The 22,623-nt window shown below is 36.7% G+C and carries 12 protein-coding genes; 6 read left to right on the top strand and 6 right to left on the bottom strand.

Annotation, left to right across the window (positions count from 1 at the left end):
• Positions 1-16: 16 nt before the first annotated feature.
• The 3 genes from ACXAGJ_RS12050 (at position 17) to ACXAGJ_RS12040 (ending at position 8,122) form a co-directional block, all read left to right on the top strand.
• Positions 17-1,864 carry a DUF885 domain-containing protein gene (locus ACXAGJ_RS12050; protein WP_474840164.1) on the top strand — a complete coding sequence of 616 codons (1,848 nt, stop codon included), beginning with the start codon at positions 17-19 and terminating at the stop codon, positions 1,862-1,864.
• 354 nt (positions 1,865-2,218) lie between these two features.
• Positions 2,219-5,929 (top strand): amino acid adenylation domain-containing protein, encoded by a 3,711-nt coding sequence (locus ACXAGJ_RS12045; RefSeq protein ID WP_474840162.1) that lies wholly within the window; start codon positions 2,219-2,221, stop codon positions 5,927-5,929.
• 216 nt (positions 5,930-6,145) lie between these two features.
• Positions 6,146-8,122: a tetratricopeptide repeat-containing sensor histidine kinase gene (locus tag ACXAGJ_RS12040; RefSeq protein ID WP_474840160.1), complete on the top strand. Its 1,977-nt coding sequence runs from the start codon at positions 6,146-6,148 to the stop codon at positions 8,120-8,122.
• A gap of 17 nt (positions 8,123-8,139) precedes the next feature.
• On the opposite strand, the gene ACXAGJ_RS12035 is transcribed toward ACXAGJ_RS12040, so the two are convergent.
• The 6 genes from ACXAGJ_RS12035 to ACXAGJ_RS12010 form a co-directional block, all read right to left on the bottom strand.
• On the bottom strand, positions 8,140-9,432 hold the full coding sequence (locus ACXAGJ_RS12035; RefSeq protein WP_073316318.1) for an HlyD family secretion protein: 1,293 nt from the start codon (positions 9,430-9,432) through the stop codon (positions 8,140-8,142).
• A gap of 1 nt (position 9,433) precedes the next feature.
• Complete coding sequence (locus tag ACXAGJ_RS12030; protein WP_474840158.1) at positions 9,434-11,638, bottom strand: peptidase domain-containing ABC transporter; 2,205 nt, start codon at positions 11,636-11,638, stop codon at positions 9,434-9,436.
• A gap of 208 nt (positions 11,639-11,846) precedes the next feature.
• Entirely contained in the window at positions 11,847-13,298 is a 1,452-nt protein-coding gene (locus tag ACXAGJ_RS12025) for an alpha-amylase (RefSeq protein ID WP_474840156.1), read from the bottom strand.
• 24 nt (positions 13,299-13,322) lie between these two features.
• On the bottom strand, positions 13,323-14,471 hold the full coding sequence (locus ACXAGJ_RS12020; protein WP_474840154.1) for a SusE domain-containing protein: 1,149 nt from the start codon (positions 14,469-14,471) through the stop codon (positions 13,323-13,325).
• A 33-nt stretch (positions 14,472-14,504) separates the two neighbouring features.
• Positions 14,505-16,169, bottom strand: coding sequence for a RagB/SusD family nutrient uptake outer membrane protein (locus tag ACXAGJ_RS12015; protein WP_474840152.1), 1,665 nt, complete (start codon positions 16,167-16,169; stop codon positions 14,505-14,507).
• A 12-nt stretch (positions 16,170-16,181) separates the two neighbouring features.
• Entirely contained in the window at positions 16,182-19,106 is a 2,925-nt protein-coding gene (locus tag ACXAGJ_RS12010) for a SusC/RagA family TonB-linked outer membrane protein (RefSeq protein ID WP_474840150.1), read from the bottom strand.
• Positions 19,107-19,435: 329 nt separating this feature from the next.
• On the opposite strand from ACXAGJ_RS12010, the gene ACXAGJ_RS12005 reads away from it, so the two are divergent.
• The 3 genes from ACXAGJ_RS12005 (at position 19,436) to pgmB (ending at position 22,619) form a co-directional block, all read left to right on the top strand.
• Positions 19,436-20,467 carry a LacI family DNA-binding transcriptional regulator gene (locus tag ACXAGJ_RS12005; RefSeq protein WP_474840148.1) on the top strand — a complete coding sequence of 344 codons (1,032 nt, stop codon included), beginning with the start codon at positions 19,436-19,438 and terminating at the stop codon, positions 20,465-20,467.
• Positions 20,468-20,591: 124 nt separating this feature from the next.
• On the top strand, positions 20,592-21,944 hold the full coding sequence (locus ACXAGJ_RS12000) for an MFS transporter (protein ID WP_474840146.1): 1,353 nt from the start codon (positions 20,592-20,594) through the stop codon (positions 21,942-21,944).
• Between the two features lie 12 nt (positions 21,945-21,956).
• Positions 21,957-22,619, top strand: a complete 663-nt coding sequence (gene pgmB / locus ACXAGJ_RS11995) for a beta-phosphoglucomutase (RefSeq protein WP_474840144.1) — start codon at positions 21,957-21,959, stop codon at positions 22,617-22,619.
• The last annotated feature ends 4 nt before the right edge of the window (positions 22,620-22,623 follow it).

Genomic DNA, 22,623 nt, shown 5'->3' with positions numbered 1-22,623 from the left:
TAAATACATGTGTAACATGCAAAATATTTTAAGAACAAGTACTCTTGTAATGTTTGCAGCGTTTGCTTTGGCAAGTTGCAAACAAGAAAATAAGGAGACCGCTACCGAAGTTTCGAGTGCTGAAAGTATAGAGGAACATTCCAAAAATTTGAATGATTGGTTTGAAGCTCAATTTCAGGAAGAGGTGAAATTATCTCCAATGACTCAAACCTACTTAGGAGTTAAAACGGAAGATTATGGTAAATGGGATGACATTTCTTCAAAGAGAGAAGCAGAAGACTTAGAACGGGTAAAACGACGCTTAGCATATCTGAACGATTCTGTTGAAATATCTTTGCTCAATGATGCTACCAAGTTGAGCTATACTTTAATGAAACAAGATCTTGAAGATGAAATTGAAGATTTTCAATATCGTTTCTATGATTACCCGGTAAATCAAATGCACGGTATGCAAGCCGAAATACCTGCGTTTATGATTAATATGCACCGAATTTCTGCAAAGAGCGATGCAGAAGCTTATATTGCCAGATTGAATGGGATCGATGCGCTGTTTACGCAACTCGTAGAAAACATGAAAATACGAGAGAAAAATGGAATTTTACCTCCAAAGTTTGTATTTACAAAAGTTTTGGATGATAGTAAAAATATTATCACGGGTAAGCCATTTGATGAATCTAAAGAAGAAAGTACATTATTGGCCGATTTTAAAGGTAAGATTTCATCGCTGGAATTGTCAGATGAAGAAAATCAAGAACTCATAGCAAATGCAAAAAAAGCATTACTAGAAGGTGTAAAACCAGGGTATGAAAAACTGATTACTTTGCTAGAAAAACAACAACAAAGAGCAACTACAGACGATGGAGCCTGGAAATTTCCAAAAGGAGATAAATTCTATAATATAGCATTAAAAAGGACAACAACTACTAGTATGACAGCAGACCAAATTCATGATTTGGGGCTAAAAGAAGTAGAGCGTATACATGGTGAGATGCGAGATATTATGAAGCAGGTAAAATATGAAGGTACGTTGCAAGATTTCTTTAAGTATATGAAAGAGGATAAGAAGTTCTATTATCCTAATACAGAAGAAGGAAAAGCGGCCTATCTAAAAAAGGCTGTAGGACTAATCGATAACCTGAAATCAAGATTGGATGAGTTGTTCATCACAAAACCCAAAGCGGATATCATAGTGAAAGCTGTAGAGCCTTTTAGGGAAAAAAGTGCTGGTAAAGCGTTTTATCAGCGGGGTACACCTGATGGATCTAGACCAGGAACCTATTATGCAAATCTTTATGACATGGAAGCCATGCCTATATATCAAATGGAAGCTTTGGCATATCATGAAGGAATCCCAGGACATCATATGCAGATATCGATAGCGCAAGAGTTACAGGATATACCAAAGTTTAGAAAGTTTGGCGGATATACTGCCTATATAGAAGGTTGGGGACTTTATAATGAGCTCTTACCAAAAGAAATAGGCCTTTACAGTGATCCATATTCAGATTTTGGTCGATTAGCAATGGAACTTTGGAGAGCATGTAGATTAGTTGTAGACACTGGGATTCACGCTAAAAAATGGACGAGAGAAGAAGGGATAAAGTACTATGCCACAAATACTCCTAACGCGGAAAGTGATGCTATCAAAATGGTAGAAAGGCATATTGTGATGCCTAGCCAAGCTACTGCATATAAAATAGGAATGAATAAAATTCTGGAATTAAGAGAAAATGCAAAAAAGGAATTAGGAGAGCAATTTGATATTCGGGAGTTTCACGATGTTGTGCTCACAAATGGAGCAGTCCCCCTTAATGTGCTGGAGAGTTTGGTAGATGAATGGGTAAAGAGTAAAGCAACAAAATAAGAATACACACAAGAGCGAAATGCTTTGTTGAGAAAGTAGATTGTTTTCATAAACAATCTACTTTTTTTATGCGGAGTTTTTTTGAAACCAAACGTAAAGTAATTTTAATAACAATACTTATGATTAATCCACGATATGTAATGGTAAAATGTTTCCTATAATTCAAATATAATTGTGAAAGCCTTGTCTTGGTTTTTTAAAAATAAACAATTGAAAGTTAGTAGTTTATTTTCTCTTGTCTATTCATTGTCTGTCTCTTTTAAAGACTAGTTGCCATAGGTCTACTTAATGTATACTTCTATTTTGGGATGTGTATCCATGTGCTCTTTATATTTATAAAAACAATATATACCAATGGATAAATTAACTCAATTTTTTAACGAATTATCGACCAATACAGACCAATTGGATCGTTTTAATTCAGGCTCGAATAAGACCGAAATGATCAGTAATCGACAGCGTATGTTGGACGTATCAGGAGTGCAACATACAGAAGAGATAATTGACATGAATCTAGAGGATTTGCAAAACTTCATGAACAAAAACCTTGCTCAAAAAACAGACAACAATTTGGAAACAACAATTTGTGGTTTGATCGCAAAGCAAATGCTCAAACATCCAGAACGAATAGCAATTATTGATAGAGAGACAAAAATCAGTTACAAGGACCTAATGAAACGGGCTGGTGAGGTTGCCGGAGAACTCATTAACCGAAAGGTAACACCAGGATCACTGGTAGGCGTATGTATGAATCGAACCTGGGAGTTGGTAGCAGCTCTAATTGGTGTAATGCAAGCTGGATGTGCATATGTGCCTTTGGATCCGGCATATCCACAGGATAGGGTAAAATACATGTTAGAACATTCTCGTGCCGTGGCAACTATTGTGGATAATGAGGTTTCTGCCGAACTATGTAGTAGTGTGCAAGAACAATTACGGATCAATAAATTAGGTGAACATATCGATCATTCGGTAAGAGCATCAGGAAACGATTTGGCTTATGTTATTTATACTTCGGGTTCAACAGGGAAACCAAAAGGTGTAGCGGTAGAGCATAAAGGTTTTGTTTGTCTTCGTCAATCTATGCGAGAACTATTTAGTGATGAGGAGTTGAAAGGAGTTTTTGCAGGGGCTTCGGTTTGTTTTGATACCTCGGTAATGGAGATTATGGGAACCTTATCCCTGGGGGGAACTATCATTTTAGCGAAAAATGCATTGGAGTTAACCAAGCTTCCTGCTGTAGATCAGATCAGAGTTTGTGTAATGGTTGCCTCGGCAATGCAAGCTTTACTAACAACAGAAAAATTACCCAAGGGCTTGAAATGTTTAGTATTTGGTGGCGAGGCACTAAAGCCCTCACTAGTCGCGCAAGTGCATAAACAAAGACCAGATGTACGTGTTTTGAATGCATATGGACCTACCGAGGATACGGTCTATTCTACCATCGCTGAAGTTTCTCCTGGGGCAGAAGTAGTCACTATTGGTAAGTCTGTGCCTAACTCACGTGCTTATATTTTGGATGAAGCTTTGCAACCTGTTCCCACTGGAGTAGGAGGAGAATTGTACCTAGCGGGAACCAAACTTGCCCGAGGTTATTTGTATGATGAAGTTAAGACCAAAGAGCGATTTATTGACATAGAACCAAATAATCTGATTTCAGATAATCGCTTATACAAAACGGGCGATTTGTGTTGCTGGACAGAAAATGGAGAAATCGAGTTCCTGGGAAGAGTCGATCAACAAGTAAAGATCAGGGGTTATAGAATTGAATTAGAAGAAATCGAGTCCACACTCGAGTCTATGGAAGGTATTGATGCAGCTGCAACGGCAGCCGTCGATGGAGGTTTTGGTCAGAAAATATTAGTGGCCTATATTGTAAGCAAAGATAAGGCGGTAACTGAGACCGAAATTAAATCGTATATATCACGACGATTACCAAAATATATGGTTCCTCAAGTCATAAAATACCTAAAGGCTTTACCACTGTTACCAAATGATAAGCTAGACCGCAAGAAATTAATAAGTTTAGAAGGGAAAGCTTGTGTCAAAAAAGATTCCGAAAATCAGACTGTCGTGCAAAATTTGATAGTTTCAAAGGATGAACAACAAGGAAAGATATTGTCAATTGTTCAGAATGAAGTAGCGTCTCTACTCAATTTGGATGATCCGGAAGGAGTATCACCAGAGGATTCATTCGATAATCTAGGACTCGATTCTTTAACTACGTTGGAGTTTAGCTGTAGACTTACCAATTTACTGGGGCAAGAGCTATCCGCTCATGCTATTTTTGAGCATTCCACTCCAAATGCATTAGTTAATTATATTACTAATATGAAGGGGAGTGGTGATGCAAATAGCTCTACAAATGGGTCAAAAACTGTATTCACTGATACATTAGCTAGTTTTCAAACACATATTCAGTCAAGTCATCCTACATTTCAGGCTGCGAAAGCACCCGCTTGGGACGCGACGGATAAAAGTAAGCTGGTTCAAGAAGTCCTTCATATGGTCAATAATGATCGCAGAAACCCGTATAGCAAAGTATTACGAACAGGAAGTGCCACCAAAGGTATTGTGGGCGATGCTTATAATGATGAAGAGCAAGAGGCTATTATATGGACAACGAATCTGTATCTTGGTTTGAATCGCGATCAAAAAGTTATGGAGGAAGCTTCTGATGCATTAGCACGTTTTGGTACCGGAATGGGAACCTCTGCTGCGGCTTCAGGAATGACGAATCAACACTTAGAGTTCGAAACTGAGTTTGCCGATTTAGTTGGCAAACCTAGTGCATGTTTGTTTCCAACAGGATATACCGCTAATGTTGGAGCAATAGCAGGATTATTAGGAAGAAATGACGTGGTAATTATCGATCAACTCTGTCATGCATCTATAGTAGATGGCGCACGTCTTTGTGGAGCTACGGTTCGAACGTTTCAACATAATAGTGCATCTGATTTAGAGGAAGTCCTTAAATCTGAAATGTCTCCATATCGTACAATTTTAGTAGTATTAGAAGGGGTATATAGCATGGGAGAAGGGGCCGCACCAGTTGCAGAGATCGTTCGAACAGCTAAGAAATATAATGCACTCGTTCTGGTGGATGAAGCACATTCTTTTGGCTTTTACGGTGAAAATGGAGCAGGTATTTGTGCAGCTCAAGGTGTTACTGAAGAGGTAGATTTCATTATGACGACACTCAGTAAAGCCTTAGGGAGTCTTGGTGGAGTAGTAGCTGCCAGTCAGGAACACGTTGATCTTTTGAAGTCGTCCTCTAGAGCTTATATCTTTCAGGCCTCAATTAGTCCGGCGGATATGGCCGCAGCGCTTACTGCATTAAGACGTCTTCGCTCTGATGATGCGTTACGAGAACAATTATGGGATACTACTCGTTACATGCGTAAACAATTTGAAGATGCTGGGTATGATTTGGGAACTGGAGATGGCCCTATCGTTACTCCACACTTTAGTGACAAAGATAAACTGTATGCTATTGTACAAAACATGTATCAGCAAGGTGTTCAAACTTCTGCGGTAACGTATCCGATTGTCGAAAGCGGACGTGGGCGTTTGAGACTCATCTGCTCGGCAGCCCATACCCGTGAAGATGTAGATAGAACCCTGGCGGCTCTTATTGAGGCAGAACGCAAAGTAGATGAACAACTTACCATTGAGCAAAATGAAACAAAAGATTCGAATATTTCAATATCTGATATCGAAGCTTGGGCCAAAGGATTTTCCTTGTATCTAAAACGATCGATGGCAGTAGTTGCTGCCCCGACTCCAAACCTGACCATATCTGTTAGGACTTCTGAAGCATCTAAGCCAATCGCAATCTTAGTAGAAGATGGAAAGATTACAATAAATTCAGATGAGGATTGTGATTTGCCTTCTTGCTCATTGGTCATCACTGATAATGATGCAGTTTCTGCATTGCGATCGTCTGATGTACAAGGATTACTTCATTGTATTTGCAAAGGAACCTGTATTTTGAAAGGACAAGTCGAACCATTTATTTGGTTTATAGGAAGAATGGTAGATCATAGAAATAGCACGCAGAACTAGATCAATTAAAAGATTAGTGGTATTAAATATCTATAAATGGGTTAAAGGCCTTTCTCTTTGAAAGAAAGGCTTTTAACCAAATTAAAATTCTATTTTTATGGTAAAACCACAAAAAAATGAAAGAATAATACTACAAAATTATAGATAATTATAAAATTTGTGTATTTTGTGGACTAAATATGCTTTTTGTCATGTTTAACCCCCAAAATGAACACAATGAAGAAGATAACTTATCTACTAATCTTGTTATGCCTTGCATGCCTATCTGGTTTCGCCCAAAACCAATGGTCTGCGGTAGACCTTTCCGAAATAGGGAGTGTAAAAGATTCCGTACTCTACGACACAGCAGTCAATAATTTACAAGAGTTTGTAACTCAAGATCAATTGGATAGGGCACAACCTCTGGCAGATCAGCTAATTCAGTTAGGTTTTGATATCGACTATAAAAGAGGATTAGCTATGGTGTACCGACAAAAAGGACTGATTAGCAATAAACTATATAGAACTACAGAATCCGAAACTAACTTCGAAAAAGCCTCTAAATACTTTAAAGATATAAATGACCTTAACGGCTTAGCCTCGGTTCGTAATGATAGATTTATTATTGAGCAGAGTAAAGGAAATCTTGAGAAAGCTGCAGATTATCTAATGGAAGCGAAGTTGTGCAGAGAACAACTTAAAGACAGTATTGGATTATCCAGTATTTACAACAATCTGGCTATTGTATATAAGGATCTGAAAGATGTTGCTTCTTCAGAGGAGTATTATTTAAAATCTATAGCGCTAAGAAAAAAATTAGGACTGGGAGGACTAGGGTTGGTACTGAACAATTTAGCACTATTATACACTGAAAATGGTAAGCTTTCTGAAGCTAAAAAACTACTTTCAGAATCGCTCCAAATCAATAAAAAAGAAAAAGATCTTAAACACGAGGCTCAATCGTATAGTATTATGGCTAAAGCTGCTATGTATAGCAAAGAATATACAACAGCAAAAAAGTACTATGATACTACGCTATGCGTTGGAACGCGAGCTAATTATAAGTTGATCGTAACTAATGCCAAGCAACAGTTGGGTATCATTGCTTTGGAGCAGGGAGATTTTGTAAAATCAGAAGCTTTATTAAAAGAAGCAAGAGCCAATTTTGAAAAAGCTAACATTACTGCATTAATATTAAAAAACTATAAATATTCGTTCAAACTGGATTCTACCAAAGGGAACTTGCTAGGAGCCTTGGGGTGGCAAAAGAAATATCTGGAACTTTCGGATAAGAGAATGTATGATATTGCAGCAAAAAAGATTGAAAAAACAAAAGCACATTATAAAGCGGAGTTAGAACAACTTAAACTAATTGAAGAACAGGAAAAAAGAGAACGGGAAACTGCAGCGCAATTGTTTCAATTTCGTTTGATTGCTTATATCGCTAGTGCGGTTGTGTTGGTGGTTCTTATCTTTTTGATTATGATCATAAGAACAAGAAATGAGAGAAAAAGACTTATAGCCAAGCTGGATAATTCCAATCAGGTAAAAAATAAGCTGTTTTCGATTATTTCTCATGACCTTAAGAATGAGATTAGTGGCCTAGAAGGAACTTTAAATCTTTTGAAGGAAAATTCAATAAGTGATAAAGAATTTAAAGAGGTGGTTCCGCTTTTGGCAAGTGGTGCTCATCAAACTTCTATCTTATTGCATAATCTATTAAATTGGTCAAAGTCTCAGTTAAAGGAATTAAATGCTAATCCTACTACTTTTGATATTTCTGAAGTGATTTCGGATAAGTTTACATTTTTTGAACAAAAAGCCAAGCAAAAGAATATTCAGTTGATCAATAACTTGAATCCAACAAAGATTTATGCCGATAGGGATATGTTTGGTATTGTAGCCCAAAATCTTATTGCCAATGCTATCAAGTTCTGTAATCCAGGAGATTCGATTTCCTTACTTTCAGAAGATAAAGACAATCATTATGAGATTCGATTTAAGGATACAGGTGTTGGTATTAATCCACAATTTATTGATAAGTTGTTTGCCGAAGACACTTTTACCACTCCTGGTACACAAAATGAAACTGGTACAGGTTTGGGATTACGTATTTGTAAGGAATTAATAGAGCTAAATCGAGGTAAAATTGATGTAACCAGCGCTCCGGGAGCAGGGAGTACATTTCTTATTTCATTACCTAAAGCTGCATAAATATTACCAGAAAGGAATTATTTATCCATTAAGTTTCTGAATTGATAGAAAAACCGTTCTATCAATCGCAGATCCTCGGTAACAATTTCGACAACACCTCTCATTTCTTGCCTAAAAGGAATCTCCTTATCATAAGTAGTAATGAGTTTGTCTGGAAGCGCAACATCAATAAGATATAGGCCATCCTTGTCTGGCAATAGTGAAATATAACTCACTTCACCTTTTAAGGTCCCAAATTCGTCGTCTGGAAAATTTTCCAATCGAATATTGGCTGTTTGTCCAATTTTAATTTTTCCAGAGTTTTGAGAAGGAGCTTTGATTCTGGCCAGATACGATGATTCTTCTATAGGAACGACCACAAAAACCACATCCCCAGCGGTTACGGTTTGGTTGGGGTTACGGTAATTTAGAAATGAAACACGACCATCCATATCCGATTTCAGGACATATTGCAATTCCCAATCTCTTATACTTGTTTTTAATTGATCAAAAGATTGAAGTACTTTCTTGAATAAATTAATTTCTTCCTTTTGTTTGTTGATTTCCGTTCCTTTAGAATTTTTGGTAGCATTACTAATGTTCTCCGTGATTTGCGATATTTGAACGTCATTGTTTTCATAGTCACGTTTTGCTCTCAAATAATCCAATTCTTTGTTTTCATAGGTTTGCTGAGAAATCACTCCTTTGTCATAAAGATCTTTTTGTCTCCCCAAATCTTCCTTTTTTAAGTTGAGCTCTTTACCACCGATTTTCTTTTGTGCTTTAAGGCTTTCCAATCTTCTATAGGATTCTGATAGGGCTGCCGCATTGGCAATAACTTCATAATTAAAGGGTTGATACTTCTTATTTAATCTATATTCAGAATAACTATTTTCAAACAAAGCAAAATTGGTCTCGATATCCCCCAGAAAAAGTATTGGTAATTGATCCACAGGGAAATAGAACGACTGATTGTCTAATTTTGTGGTGTCAATAATAGATTTTAAGTAAAAAACGTCTTGGTAATTGGCTGTACTTCGTAATATAGCCAGAGGGGTATCCTTTGGAACAATTTGATTATCCTCTACCAATATGGATTCTATTTTTCCATTGATCTTGGCATACTCTTTTTGAGGGGGGATTTGAGTAGTTACAATGGCCTCTGCGGGAATTACATCAGGATACTTGATTAACCAGGATAAAAACAACAAAAGTATCACCAATCCTAGTATCAATAGATTTCCCCATCGAATCATCCAATGAGGAACTCGAGTTAAAATTTCTTGTACTTCTTCGCTTCTTAATTGTATGTCGTCTAAGTCTTCTGGCATCTTACTTTCCGAGTTCTAATTGATTTTTAACTAAATGATAATAGTTTCCTTTGTTTTTGATCAGTTCTTCATGATTTCCAACTTCTACTATTTGTCCTTTATCCAGAACCACAATTTGGTGCGCATTCTTTACGGTGCTCAATCGATGGGCAATGACCATTACAGTCTTGTTTTCGAAAAAGGCATCAAGGTTTTCCATAATTACCTTTTCATTATTGGCATCTAGGGCAGAGGTAGCTTCGTCAAAGAATAAAAACTTGGGGTTTTTGTACACCGCACGAGCAATAAATAAACGCTGCTTTTGTCCAGTACTTAATCCAACACCTTCCATACCGATTTTGGTATTATAGGATAGAGGAAGAGACTCTATAAATTCTTGAATATTGGCCACTTTTACTGCATGCGCAAGTTTTTTCTTATCTACATAATCTTCTCCTACTGCAATATTATTGGCAATAGTATCATTAAATATATATCCTTCCTGCATTACCACTCCAAAATGATCTCTCCAGGATTTTTGTGAAACTTGTTTTAAATCATACGGACCAATAAAAATTTGTCCTTCATCGGGTTCATAGAATTTTAGTAATAGTTTCATCAGAGTCGTTTTTCCACTACCACTAACTCCCACGACCGCAGTGATCTTGTTAGCAGGGATCGAAAGGCTTAGTTTTTCTAAAACAGGTTTATCTGATCCAACATATCTAAAATCTACTCCTTTTACATCAAAACTTGAGTTTTCGGGAATTTCTCGAATCTTTTCATCACCAACTTGTTCTTCATCTTCCTTATTATGGATTTCTCCCAAACGTTCTAAAGAGATTTGGGCATCTTGTAGTTCTCGTAAAAAATTAATCAATTGGGCTATAGGAGCGTTTAACTGACCCACAATAGCCGTAATGGCCAACATCATACCCAAGGTAATTTCTCCATCGATGACGAGTTTGGCAGAAAATACTGTAATAATGATGTTTTTAAGTTCATTGATGAATGATGATCCAACACTTTGGTATTGCTCAAGAGCCAGATTTTCTATAGAAATTTTAAATAATTTGGCTTGTACAAACTCCCAATTCCATCGTTTTCTTTTTTCGGCATTGTGCAGTTTTATTTCCTGCATTCCATTAACAAGTTCAATCACTTTACTTTGTTCTTCACTAATTTGTGAAAATCGCTTGTAATCTAGTTTTTTTCGTTTTTTAAAGAAGATTAGTATCCAGGCAAAGTAAAACACACTACCAACTGCAAAAATCCCAAAGATAGTTAAGCTATAATAGATAAGTACAATGCTGAATACAATGAGGTTTACCATCGAAAACAACACGTTTAATGAAGACATGGTAAGTATCTGTTCAATTCTTTTATGATCGTTGATACGTTGCAACAAATCCCCGGTCATTTTTACATCAAAATAGGAGATAGGTAAATTCATCAACTTGATAAAAAAGTCAGAAATTAGTGAAATGTTAATACGAGTACTTAGATGTAATAAGATCCAACTTCGTAACACTTCAATTAAGGTTCTACCAATAAATAAGGATAACATTGCGATCAAAACCAGATACACAAAGTTGAGGTCTTGATTTTTGATACCGACATCAACTATACTTTGTGTTAAAAAAGGAGTGATAAGCTGTAATAAACTTCCAGCAGTTAATCCTAAAGCTAATTGAAAAAGAAACGCCTTGTATTTGAAAATGTATTTGGATATGAATTTGAAACCAAATTTTTCATCATTTTCATCGATATTATCACTGTAAAAATTTGGTGTTGGCTCTACCAGCAGGGCTACTCCTTCTTCGGTAGTTTCATCTGCATTGTTTCCAATCCAGGCACGGATAAATTCTTCTTTTGTATAGGTAATTAAACCATGGGCGGGATCCGAAACATAGATAGTCATTCCACCATTTCTATGGTTTTTGATTTTGTATACTACAACATAATGCACTTTGTTCCAATGTACAATGCAAGGCAAGGGAACTTCATCCAATTTATTTAAAGATAACTTCACGCCAAGAGATCTAAACCCAATTGCTTCTACTGCTTCACTAAGTCCTAACAATGAACTTCCTTCACGAGTGGTTTCGCTTAAAGTTCTTAGTTTTTCGGTATTAAGAATTCTCCCATAATGCTTAGCAATTATCTTAATACAAGTGGGTCCGCAGTCTTTGGATTCGGCTTGTTTGTAAAAGGGAAACTTTGGCATTAAGTACTTTTAAATTAAATTGATTTTGTGTAATTCATGATCTACAAAGTAAAGTAAATCTTTTTGATTTTACTATCTTAATAAGAATAGTGGGACAAAAGATAAAAATAATGAAGAATATACTTTCTGAAAAATGAAAAAAGAGCGCTAAAAAAGCGCCCTTTAAACATTATAGTATTAGCTAACTATTAAAAAAAGAATCTAAGTATTATTCTTTGGTAATTGACCATACAGAATAACTTCCAGGAGGTGCACTCAAAGTAGCATTTCCTTCAGCATCCGCAGTAGGAGTAGCTCTTGAGTTATCGGTATAATCAACTAATTGTTTACCAGCCCAATTGGTCTGTACGGTGCGTTGTTTTGTTTGTCCACTGATATTCATATAAAGAATCAAACCAGGATTATCTCCGCTTCCGCTTCTTTTCATAATGTACTCATCTTTGCTGGCTTCAATAACTTCTACATCACCAACAGCTAATGAGTTATAAATTTGAATTAAAGTATTGAGTTGACCTTTGAATGCCTGGTAATCCAAGTAGAAAACAGTAGGATAACCGTCATGAGTAAGAATATAAGAATACGCTAATAGTTTCTTACCATAACTAATTCTGTTGTCCGGATTTGGATCTTTCTCTGTATCATGATTTGCAGTAAAAGTAACAGCATTACCTGGATCCAATTTTCTCAACATATTACCAGCATCGCCTAAAGCGGTAAGATCATTGGCTCTATCCAGAGTTTCATCTAATCTGTAAAAGCAAGCGAAATCAAATGCGGCAGATCCTGAAGCATCAACCCAGTCTTTTAAGACCTGTTGGTTACCATCAAAGTTTTCTCCTACCGAGAACCCTCCAACTTTGTCGTTCCATGCCGTTACCCATTTAGGAGCAAAACTCTTTACATAGTCAAAACGCCATCCGTCAAAACCAAGAGATCTATAGAATTCTGCTACAGAATCGTCTCTACCCCATAACCATTCTTGTACATAAGGTACTACGTGACTAAGATCTGTTTCTGGGAAAAATAAAGCTTCTTCATCAGCATCAACAACTCCATTAGGGTGGAAATGATCAAAAGTTCTATTGAATTTACCAGAAGCATTTCCATTTTCTTCATTGAATAAAGTAAATACTTCTGCACCTCCTCTAAATGGATTTGCTTGTAATCCTCCACCAGAATTATGACCCATAACAACATCAGCAACAACCTCAATGTCATTGGCATGTGCTTTTTGGATTAAGTCTTCTAATTCTTGTCTTGATCCGAAACGAGTTTCCACGTTTTTAGAACCTCTTTGACTGAATTCTCCTACGTCAAAGTAGTCCATTGGGTCATATCCCATAGAAAATTCACCTGAAGCACCTTTACTTGGAGAAGGTAACCAAATTCTATTTACACCGGCGTCAGCCCATTCTTCAATTTCTGAAGCAACTTGATCATACCATCCTCCAATAGGTTCTACATCCCAATAGAAAGCTTGCATAAATACTCCAGCATCTTCCTTTTGTAGTTCAGTAAGATCCATTTTTAAGGATTGACTGGTAATGATTGGTTCTCCTGTATTGGGGTTATCATCATCTTCACTACAAGCTGTGAAACCAAGAACCATTCCCCCTATAAGGAGGATGGTTTTGGCTGATATATTTTTAATGTTTTTCATTTCAACGGTTTAAATTTCTAAAATTTAATTTCTAGGAACAAAGATGTAACGTCCATCTAAGTCATTGAACCAGATGTCATAAGTTCCTGCAATAACTGGAGTATCAGGAGGGTTTCCTTCTGTAGTTGCCTGTCCTGTAAGTGGAGTAGAACCACCCCAGTTTCCTGGCCAGTCATTACTGTGTCTAAACTTAAGTGCACCATCGAAAAGTGTTACATTTTCGGCGTACCAAATGTGAGGATTGAAAGGAGACTGGATCAAGTCTGTATCATCTCCACCCCATCCGGTATCATCTCCAGTTCTTGCAGAACCAATGAAACCGATAGTTGTATATTCTGTTGCTCCAGTAATATCAATAGCATTTAATTCGTGAGTAAGCTCATCGGTATTCACGATTAACTCATAGTATCCAGAAGATCCAATAGTAAACGCTCCAGGATCACCACCAAGAATATCACTGCTGGTAAATCCACCACCATCAAGACCCCATTGTGGTTGCCAAGCTCCTTTGTTTTCTAATAACTTGAATTCGTTTTCACCGTCATTGAATTCAAAGAAACCTCTGAAATAGAAAATGTTTGAGTTATCAGGATCTCTAAATAAGTAAGTATTAGTAGCTCCGTTGTTCCAGTCATCGTTGTTAGCAACACCATCTTTATTGGTGTCAACAGTATTTCCTACTAAAAATAAGTTCCTTGTAACAATTATCGTAGAATAAGGTGTTACGGTTAAAGCTACTGGATTAGAGATAATTGAAGCCCCTCCATTAGTTCCTAATGAAGAAACAACTCTTAGTTCAAAAGAAGCTTCATTATCTGGTTCTAATTCTAAAAGGATTGCCAAACTGTTTAGCTCACCAATAGTCCAAGAGTAGAAACGATCTGTAGTTACAGCTACTTCTAATGGGTTGGCAAAATCTGTTCCCGCAGCAGCGGCTTGAATGGTATAACTAATCGGTGTATTTACATTATACTGAGCGTCTTCCCATACTAAAGTAAATCCTTGTAAGTTCTCATTCTCTTTGGTTAAGGCGATAGTAGAATTTGCAGATACTATAAGTGGTCCTTCGGTTTGTTCTTGTTCAAGAACAAATGTTGGGTCTTCATCTTCGATACATGCATTGAAGCATAATGCAGCTACAAATGCAAAGAGTAAAATTGATATCTTTTTCATGACTGTATAATTTGAATTTTTCATAGTTTAATTTTAGAATCCAGGGTTTTGTCCTAAGTTAGGATTTGCAGACCTGCTCGATTCTGGAACAGGGAATAATCTTAAGTTTTCAGAGATAGATGATCCATTTTGTGGTCCACCTTTATAAGACCAGTTATAGGTTCCACCCGTGTAAAGGCCAAAACGTATAAGGTCTTGTCTTCTGTGTCCTTCCCAATGCAATTCTCTTGCACGCTCGTCAATAAGGAAATCAAGTGTTAAATCGGCGTCAGCAATGTTTCCTGAAGTATCTCCGAAGGCTCTTTCTCTTAGTTGATTTACCAATCCTAGCGCAGTAGTACGATCACCACCACCACCTCTTAGTTGTGCTTCTGCATACATTAAGAATACATCCGCCAATCTAAATAATGGGAAATCAGTATCCACAAATGTAGCATCCTTTCCAGGCTCTCCTGTAGAAGTAATGTTAGAAAACTTAGCTAATAAATATCCTCCGGAAGTGTCAGAAATATCTGCAATTTCAATTGGACGTTCTTCATCGGTAACTACATTTCCGTCATCATCCAATTCTATGTCTCTAGAAACTACTGTATTTCGGCCATCATTGTTAAAAAGAGCATCATTAACGAATAACTCTCCAAATTGTCTTCTTATACGATATAAGTTTCCAAATCCACCAACACCCAGTGATTCTGGAGTAGGTTGAAACCCTGCTCTTGCATTCTGTTGTCCCTGAATAAGAATACCAGCACCTCCAAAGTTTCTAACCGATGTACCATCGGCGATTACAGGGAAAATAACTTCATTTTGAGCACCATTAGTATCGTTATCTGCGTTAAAGTTGTTCAGATATACAGGATTTAATGAATATCCACTATTGATAATTTCTTGACATGTCGTCAAACAATCTGCAAAACGTTGGTTTTCTGCACCAAGATAAACTCCTGCATTTAAGTATAACTTTGCAAGAATCATTTTAGCCACTCCTTTATTCGCTCTTCCGTATTGAGAAGTATTCCCTGGAGCAGCGTCTAATAGATCAGCATCTACAGCTAGCAGCTCAGATTCGATATAATTGAATAATTCTTGTCCAGCGATTTCTGGTACTCTTGTAAATCCAACGGCATCATCTTCTGTAGCAAAAGGTGCTCTTCTGAAAAGATCTAATAAATGATAATTAGCCAATGCTCTTAATACCCTAGCTTCGGCTCTGTAGGCTCTTATTTCATTTCTTAACTCACCAGATACTCCTCTTTCATCAAGTTTGGCATCTGTAGTTTGACGTAAAAACTCATTAGCTAAAGAAATCTGGAAAGTTGCTCTGGCCCAAAAACCAAGAACTACTACATTATTAGCATCCCAGCTATTTCTTTGTACCTGACGAATTCCTGGGTCATTTTCAAAAGTCCAGATCGTTTCGTCAGTAGATAAGTTTTGAAGGTTAAACAACCCTCTTATATATTGTCCGGTTCCTGCATCAATCCCTGCAATGTTAGACTGTCCAGGACCATCTAAACCTACTACAGAAAGGTTTGCATACACACCGGCGATAGCACGATCATAAGCGTCTGGAGTACTAAATACATCCTCTGCCAGTAAATCATCATCATCTTCTAATTCGATATTCAAATCGTCTTCACAAGAAGCGAACATACCGATGAAAAGAAATGCGTATAAAAATATCTTATAAAATTTCATTTCCTTAATTTTTTAGTATTTATAGTTAATTCCTAACAAGTACGTACGTCCTCTAGGGAAGATCGTATTATCGACACCATTATTCTGTATTTCTGGGTCTAGACCAGAGTAGTCTGTGATTACAAATGCATTTTGTACACCTGCCCAAAAACGAAGACTAGAAACACCTTTCATCACATCTCTAAGCGTATATCCCAGGGTGATGTTATCCATTCTCAAGAAAGAAGCATCTTCTACATAAAAATCTGATAGGATTACATCTGACGTGTTTTGGAAATTAGTGTCTAATACACTCACCGGAGTATTGTTGAATACATTTCTAAATACATTTCCTAGCTGCGCGTTTGAGGAAGCTACGTTATTGTAAATTTCGTTTCCTAAACTCGCTCTCATATTGAAACTAAGGTCAAAGTTTTTGTAGTTAACAGTTGACTGTAGTCCCATGGTTACGTCTGCTACTGCGTTTCCTGAAACGTAACGGTCATTGTTATTAATCACGCCATCTCCATTTAAGTCAGCATAAGCTCCTTCAATAGGTCTTCCGTTTTCATCATAAACTTGCGCAAACGTAAAGAAAGAGAAAGGATCCTCACCTTGTCTCTGGATCTGGATGGTGTTTCCAGTTCCTCCGCTAATACCAGTAGTTAAAATATCCTGACCAAATGCTAATTCTTCAATTTCTCGGTCAATGTAAGTCGCATTAAAACTTACATTCCAGTTGAAATCATTTTTTCTAATAACATCTGCGTTGATAGCAAATTCAATACCTTCTGTAACGAACTTACCAATGTTTTGGAATCCTTGGTTGGTAAAGTTAGCAGCATCTGGTACTGGTGCTTGAGAAAGTAAGTCATCTGATTCTTTTCTAAATACATCTATAGAACCACTAATACGATCATTAAAAAAACCATAATCTAGTCCAATATTATATTCTGAAATTTTTTCCCATTCGATATCTTCATTTCTAAATTGAGCTTGAACTATGTTCACTACTTCTCCGTTAAGAATGTATTGTGTGTTTGGACTACTACCTCTATATCTTTCTAAAAATTCGAAAGCAGAAGGGATGTCTTGCTGTCCTGTAATACCATAACCTAAACGAAGTCTTAAGTTACTCAATACATTAGAGTTTCTAAGGAAATTCTCTTCACTAATCTGCCATCCAAAAGAAGCAGAAGGGAAGTAACCAAATCTGTTGTCTTCACTAAATCTAGAAGTACCATCACGACGAATAGATCCAGTAATAAAATATCTATCGTTAATTTTGATATTGGTTCTTAAGAAGTATGCTAATAGAACAACATCTGGACTAATCGTTTCCTCTGGTTCGATATTAGGATCTCTTTGATCACCTGTCGTAAAGATTTCTGTTTCGAATTTTTGATAAGAATAACCTCCAGTGGCTTCAATATCGAAAGCACCTACTTTTTTGTTGTATACTAAATAAGCATCTAATAATCTGTTTTCTGTAAGAAAATCGGTATCCGATTTAAAACCGTTGAATTCTCCTTGTGCAGAGTTAAATGTATTCGCACTTTCTGTAGAACGTTCCTCAAACCTGTCTGTTTCACTAGAATCTAAACCTAAGTTTAATACAGCGCGTAGGTCAGGAAAGAAATGCAACTGATAATCAAATTTTGCATTACCATAAAACCTTCTTACGTTGGCTATATCTCTGGTTTGTAATAGCTGAGCTACTGGGTTTCTTTGTACGTTTGCCTGTGCAAAACCTTCACTGTTTATATATTCAAAAAATCCTCCATAAGGTGAAGTAGCATCAAAAACAGGTTGTGTAGGGTCAAAAGTAATCGCAGAACCTTCAACACCAGGGGCAAATCTGTTTTTCTCAAAACTTAAATTTGCATTCACATCAACTTTTAAATGATTATTGAATAATCTTGGGTTTAATGCAAGAGACATTGCAGTTCTTTCAAACTTTGATGTTCTTCTTAATCCTTCCTGATCAGATCTACCTAATGTGAAACGGGTGGGTAGTACCTGCATGATTGATCCACCAACAGACAAGTTATGATTTGAAGAGAATGCATCTCTGTAAATCTCATCTTGCCAATCTGTACTTGCCGATCCAAGATCAGCTAGTCTATCTGGAAAATTTTCTGCAATAAATGCTCGGTACTCATCAGCAGAAAATACATCAACTACTTCATTTGCCGTAGTAATGTTTGTTTGCGAATCCAAGCTAATTTGTAAATTCTTTTTTCCCTTTTTAGTAGTAATAATAATTACTCCGTTTGCTCCTCGGTTACCATAGATGGCCGCTGCAGAAGCATCTTTAAGAATCGAAAATGATTCGATGTCATTTGGATTAATTGCAGATAATACAGATCGTGAACCATTATTAGTATCTCTCGGGTCGTTTAATGGTAAACCATCTACTACAATAAGTGGATCATTTGATGCGTTTAAAGAGGCACCTCCTCTAATTCTGATTTGTGAGTTTCCGGCAGGACCTCCGTTGGTGTTAATGTTAACACCAGCGACACGACCGTTAAATAAATTTTCTGCGGTTACGTTATTACCAGTATTAAAATTCTCTGATGTAACAAGAGCAACTGACCCAGTAAGATCTTTCTTTCTTGCAGCACCATAACCGATAAGAACAACCTGTTCTAATTCCGCAGCATCCTCTTCTAAAACCATGTCTATGGTAGCTTGACCTGTATACGTCACTTCCTGAGGTATAAAACCTACATAGGAGAATACGATAACATCCCCATTGTTAACATTGCTCAAAGAATAAAGACCATCAAAATCGGAAGAAGCTCCGTTTGTGGTCTCTTTGACAATGATATTTACACCCGGAATGGGTTGACCACTTCCCGCGTCAGTAACTGTTCCCGAGACAGTCGACTGGGCAAAAAAGCTCATTGGTATCAACCACAATAAAAACAATGCGCTTTTAGTTAATGTTTTCATAAAATTAAATTAGTTTTTGATTGTTTTAAGTCTTATATTTTCACTTTCTGCATCCAAAGTATGTAAATTTTACGTTAAATCTTCAATGCCAGTGTAGTCGAAACCTTACGAAAACGTTTGCGTGTGGAAAACTTTTAAAATTCCCTTAAAATTTTAAGTTTTATTGTGCTCATATAGCATAATTTCGCCCCAAAATTTAGGGAGTAAACAAAAAAAGGAAGAAGGGACAATAAATATTAGAACGTGTTGACGCTTTTGATATCTTTAAATACGTAATTGGATTGGGATCATTTTAAAGGGGAAATAACCGCTAACAAAAAACAAAAACAATGAAACAAAAAGTTACACTAAAACAAATTGCAAAAGAACTGGATGTTTCCATCTCTACAGTGTCCAAAGCCCTAAAAGACAGTGTGGAAATTAGTTTGGACACTCGTCAAAAGGTAAAAGCTTTCGCCAAGCTGTATAACTACAAACCAAACAACATTGCATTAAGTCTTAAGAACAGAAAAACTAAAACGATTGGGGTTATCATTCCTGAAATTGTGCATCACTTTTTTACAACGGTAATTGGAGGAGTTGAAAAAGTGGCTAATGAAAAAGGGTATAACGTAATTATATGTTCTTCTAATAATTCTTTTGATAAAGAGGTTATCAATATGGAAATGTTGGCCAGCGGCAGTGCTGATGGTTTTATTTTATCTGTGGCCAAAGAAACCCAACTCAAAAAGGACTATCATCATATAGAGGAAACAATGAGCCAAGGGATGCCAGTGGTGTTATTTGATAGAATAATTGATGAGGTAGTATGTGATAAAGTAATTATAGATGATGCCAAAGGAGCGCAAACAGCCACAAATCATTTACTCTCATTAGGGTGTAAGAAAATTGCCATCTTGACCACAGTGGACTATATAAGTGTGGGTAAGCTAAGAACAAATGGGTACTTAAGGGCTCTCAGAGCCTATGATATTGAAGAAAATGAAGAGCTTGTGTTGAAGATAGAGGATATTGATAATTGTGAATCTGAAATTCACGATTTTTTTGAAAATAAAGAGGTGGATGCGGTCTTTGCGGTGAATGAATTATTCGCAGTTTCAGCGATCAAAGTATTACATGCGCAAGGTAAGAATGTACCAGATGATGTAGCTGTTATAGGATTTACAGATGGGATTCTTTCAAAACATTTTATACCGAGTTTAACTACAATTAGTCAACACGGAGAGGACATGGGGATACGAGCGGCCAAGCTGTTAATAGATAAGTTAGAAGGAGATGAAACCATGACAGAGGAGTACCGAACTGTAATTATAGATACGAGTTTGGTCCAAAGAACATCCACAAAAAAAAGTAATGACTAACGATTTATAATTAAAAAAATGTAATATCTTTGGAGCCTATCAGAACTTATATTTTCACTTTCTACATTTAAATAAGTTTTGATAAGTCTTGCGCTTATCAGTGTAATAATTAAATATTCACTTAATGAACAAGCGTAAATTAAGTTTCTGGGAAATCTGGAACATGAGTTTCGGTTTCCTAGGGATACAAATGGGATTTGCTCTTCAAAATGCAAACGCCAGTAGAATTTTACAGATTTTTGGTGCTGATGTACATGAGCTGTCCTGGTTTTGGATTGTTGCTCCCTTAACGGGATTAATCGTTCAACCTATAATAGGATATTACAGCGATAAGACATGGACCAGATTAGGTCGCCGAAGACCTTATTTTCTTACTGGAGCTGTCTTGGCATCTTTAGGACTATTGCTTATGCCTAATGCCGACATGTTTACAGCCTTTATGCCAGCCTTATGGGTAGGAGCAGGAATGCTAATGATCATGGACGCTTCGTTCAATGTTGCTATGGAGCCTTTTAGAGCTTTGGTTGCAGATAATTTGCCATCGGATCAAAGAACACTAGGATTTAGTGTTCAGACGGCACTTATCGGTTTTGGAGCCGTAATTGGGTCGTGGTTACCCTATGCATTTGTAAACTGGTTTGGGATTTCTAATGTTGCCGAGGTCGGAAAAGTACCTTTTCATTTATTACTTTCCTTTATTATAGGAGCAATTGTTCTAATCGGGAGTATTTTGATAACAGTTTTTACTACCAAGGAGTATACGCCAGAAGAACTCAAAGCTTTTGAAGAAGAATCTGATAATGAGGAGCCGGAAGAAACGTCTTCCTTATTAAATATCTTTTCGGATTTCAGGAAAATGCCTTTGACCATGAAACAATTGAGTTGGGTGCAATTCTTTTCCTGGTTCGCATTATTTGGGATGTGGGTTTTTTCTACCCCTGCGATAGCACACCATGTATATGGGTTACCTGTAGAAGATCATAGTAGTAAAGCTTATCAAGATGCGGGAGACTGGGTAGGTTTCTTATTTGGTGTATATAATGCAGTTTCTGCAATTTTCGCTTTTTTCTTACCAGCAATAGCATTTAAAATAGGAAGAAAGCTTACACATTCTGTATGTTTAGTCATAGGAGGTGTCAGCTTCATATCCATGTATTTCATTTCTAACGAAATGTTGTTGATCATTCCTATGATCGGAATTGGATTTGCCTGGGCCAGTATTTTGGCAATGCCTTATGCTATTTTGGCAGGAGCGATCCCAGCGAGAAAAATGGGAGTGTATATGGGGATATTTAATTTCTTCATTGTATTACCTCAAATAGTAAATGCATTAATAGGAGGTCCATTAGTGAAATACTTTTATAATGGAAATGCTATGTACGCCTTAGTAATAAGTGGAGTGTCCTTTATTATAGCAGCCTTATTGGTGACTAGAGTAAAAGATGTAGATGATAAAGTAATTTTGAATAAAAGCTAAGATAAAATAAACATGAAGAAAGCATTTATTTTTGATTTGGATGGTGTTATTGTTGATACAGCAAAATATCATTTTTTAGCCTGGCAAAATCTAGCCAATAGCCTAAGTATTTCTTTTTCTGAAGAACAAAATGAACAACTAAAAGGAGTTAGCCGAGTACGATCTTTAGAAAAAATTTTAGAATGGGGTAATAAGACCATTTCAGAAGAAGAATTTACAAGATTAATGGCCGAAAAGAATGAGGAGTACCTAGCCTATATTTCCAGGATGGATACCTCAGAAATCTTGCCAGATGTCCCAAGAATACTTAATTATTTGATTTCAAAAAATCAAGCAATTGCTTTAGGTTCAGCAAGCAAAAATGCACGAATAATTTTAGACAAAGTAGAACTAACCAATAAATTTAATACTATCGTAGATGGTACAGATGTATCCAAAGCTAAACCGGATCCAGAAGTGTTTTTGATCGGTGCAAAAGCTTTAGACATTGCTCCAGAGGATTGTGTGGTTTTTGAAGATTCTGTTGCAGGTGTACAAGCTGCAAATATTGCCAATATGATCAGCATCGGAATCGGAGACGCCAAAGTGCTTCATGAGGCAGATTACGTTTTCAAAGACTTCACCGAAATCAAAGAAGAGTTTTTGGATACATTACTAACTACCGAAAAAGTTTAACAAT

The organism is Aquimarina sp. AWH4_224 (genome assembly GCF_056160245.1).
This window is presented reverse-complemented; position numbering and strand designations above follow the sequence as displayed.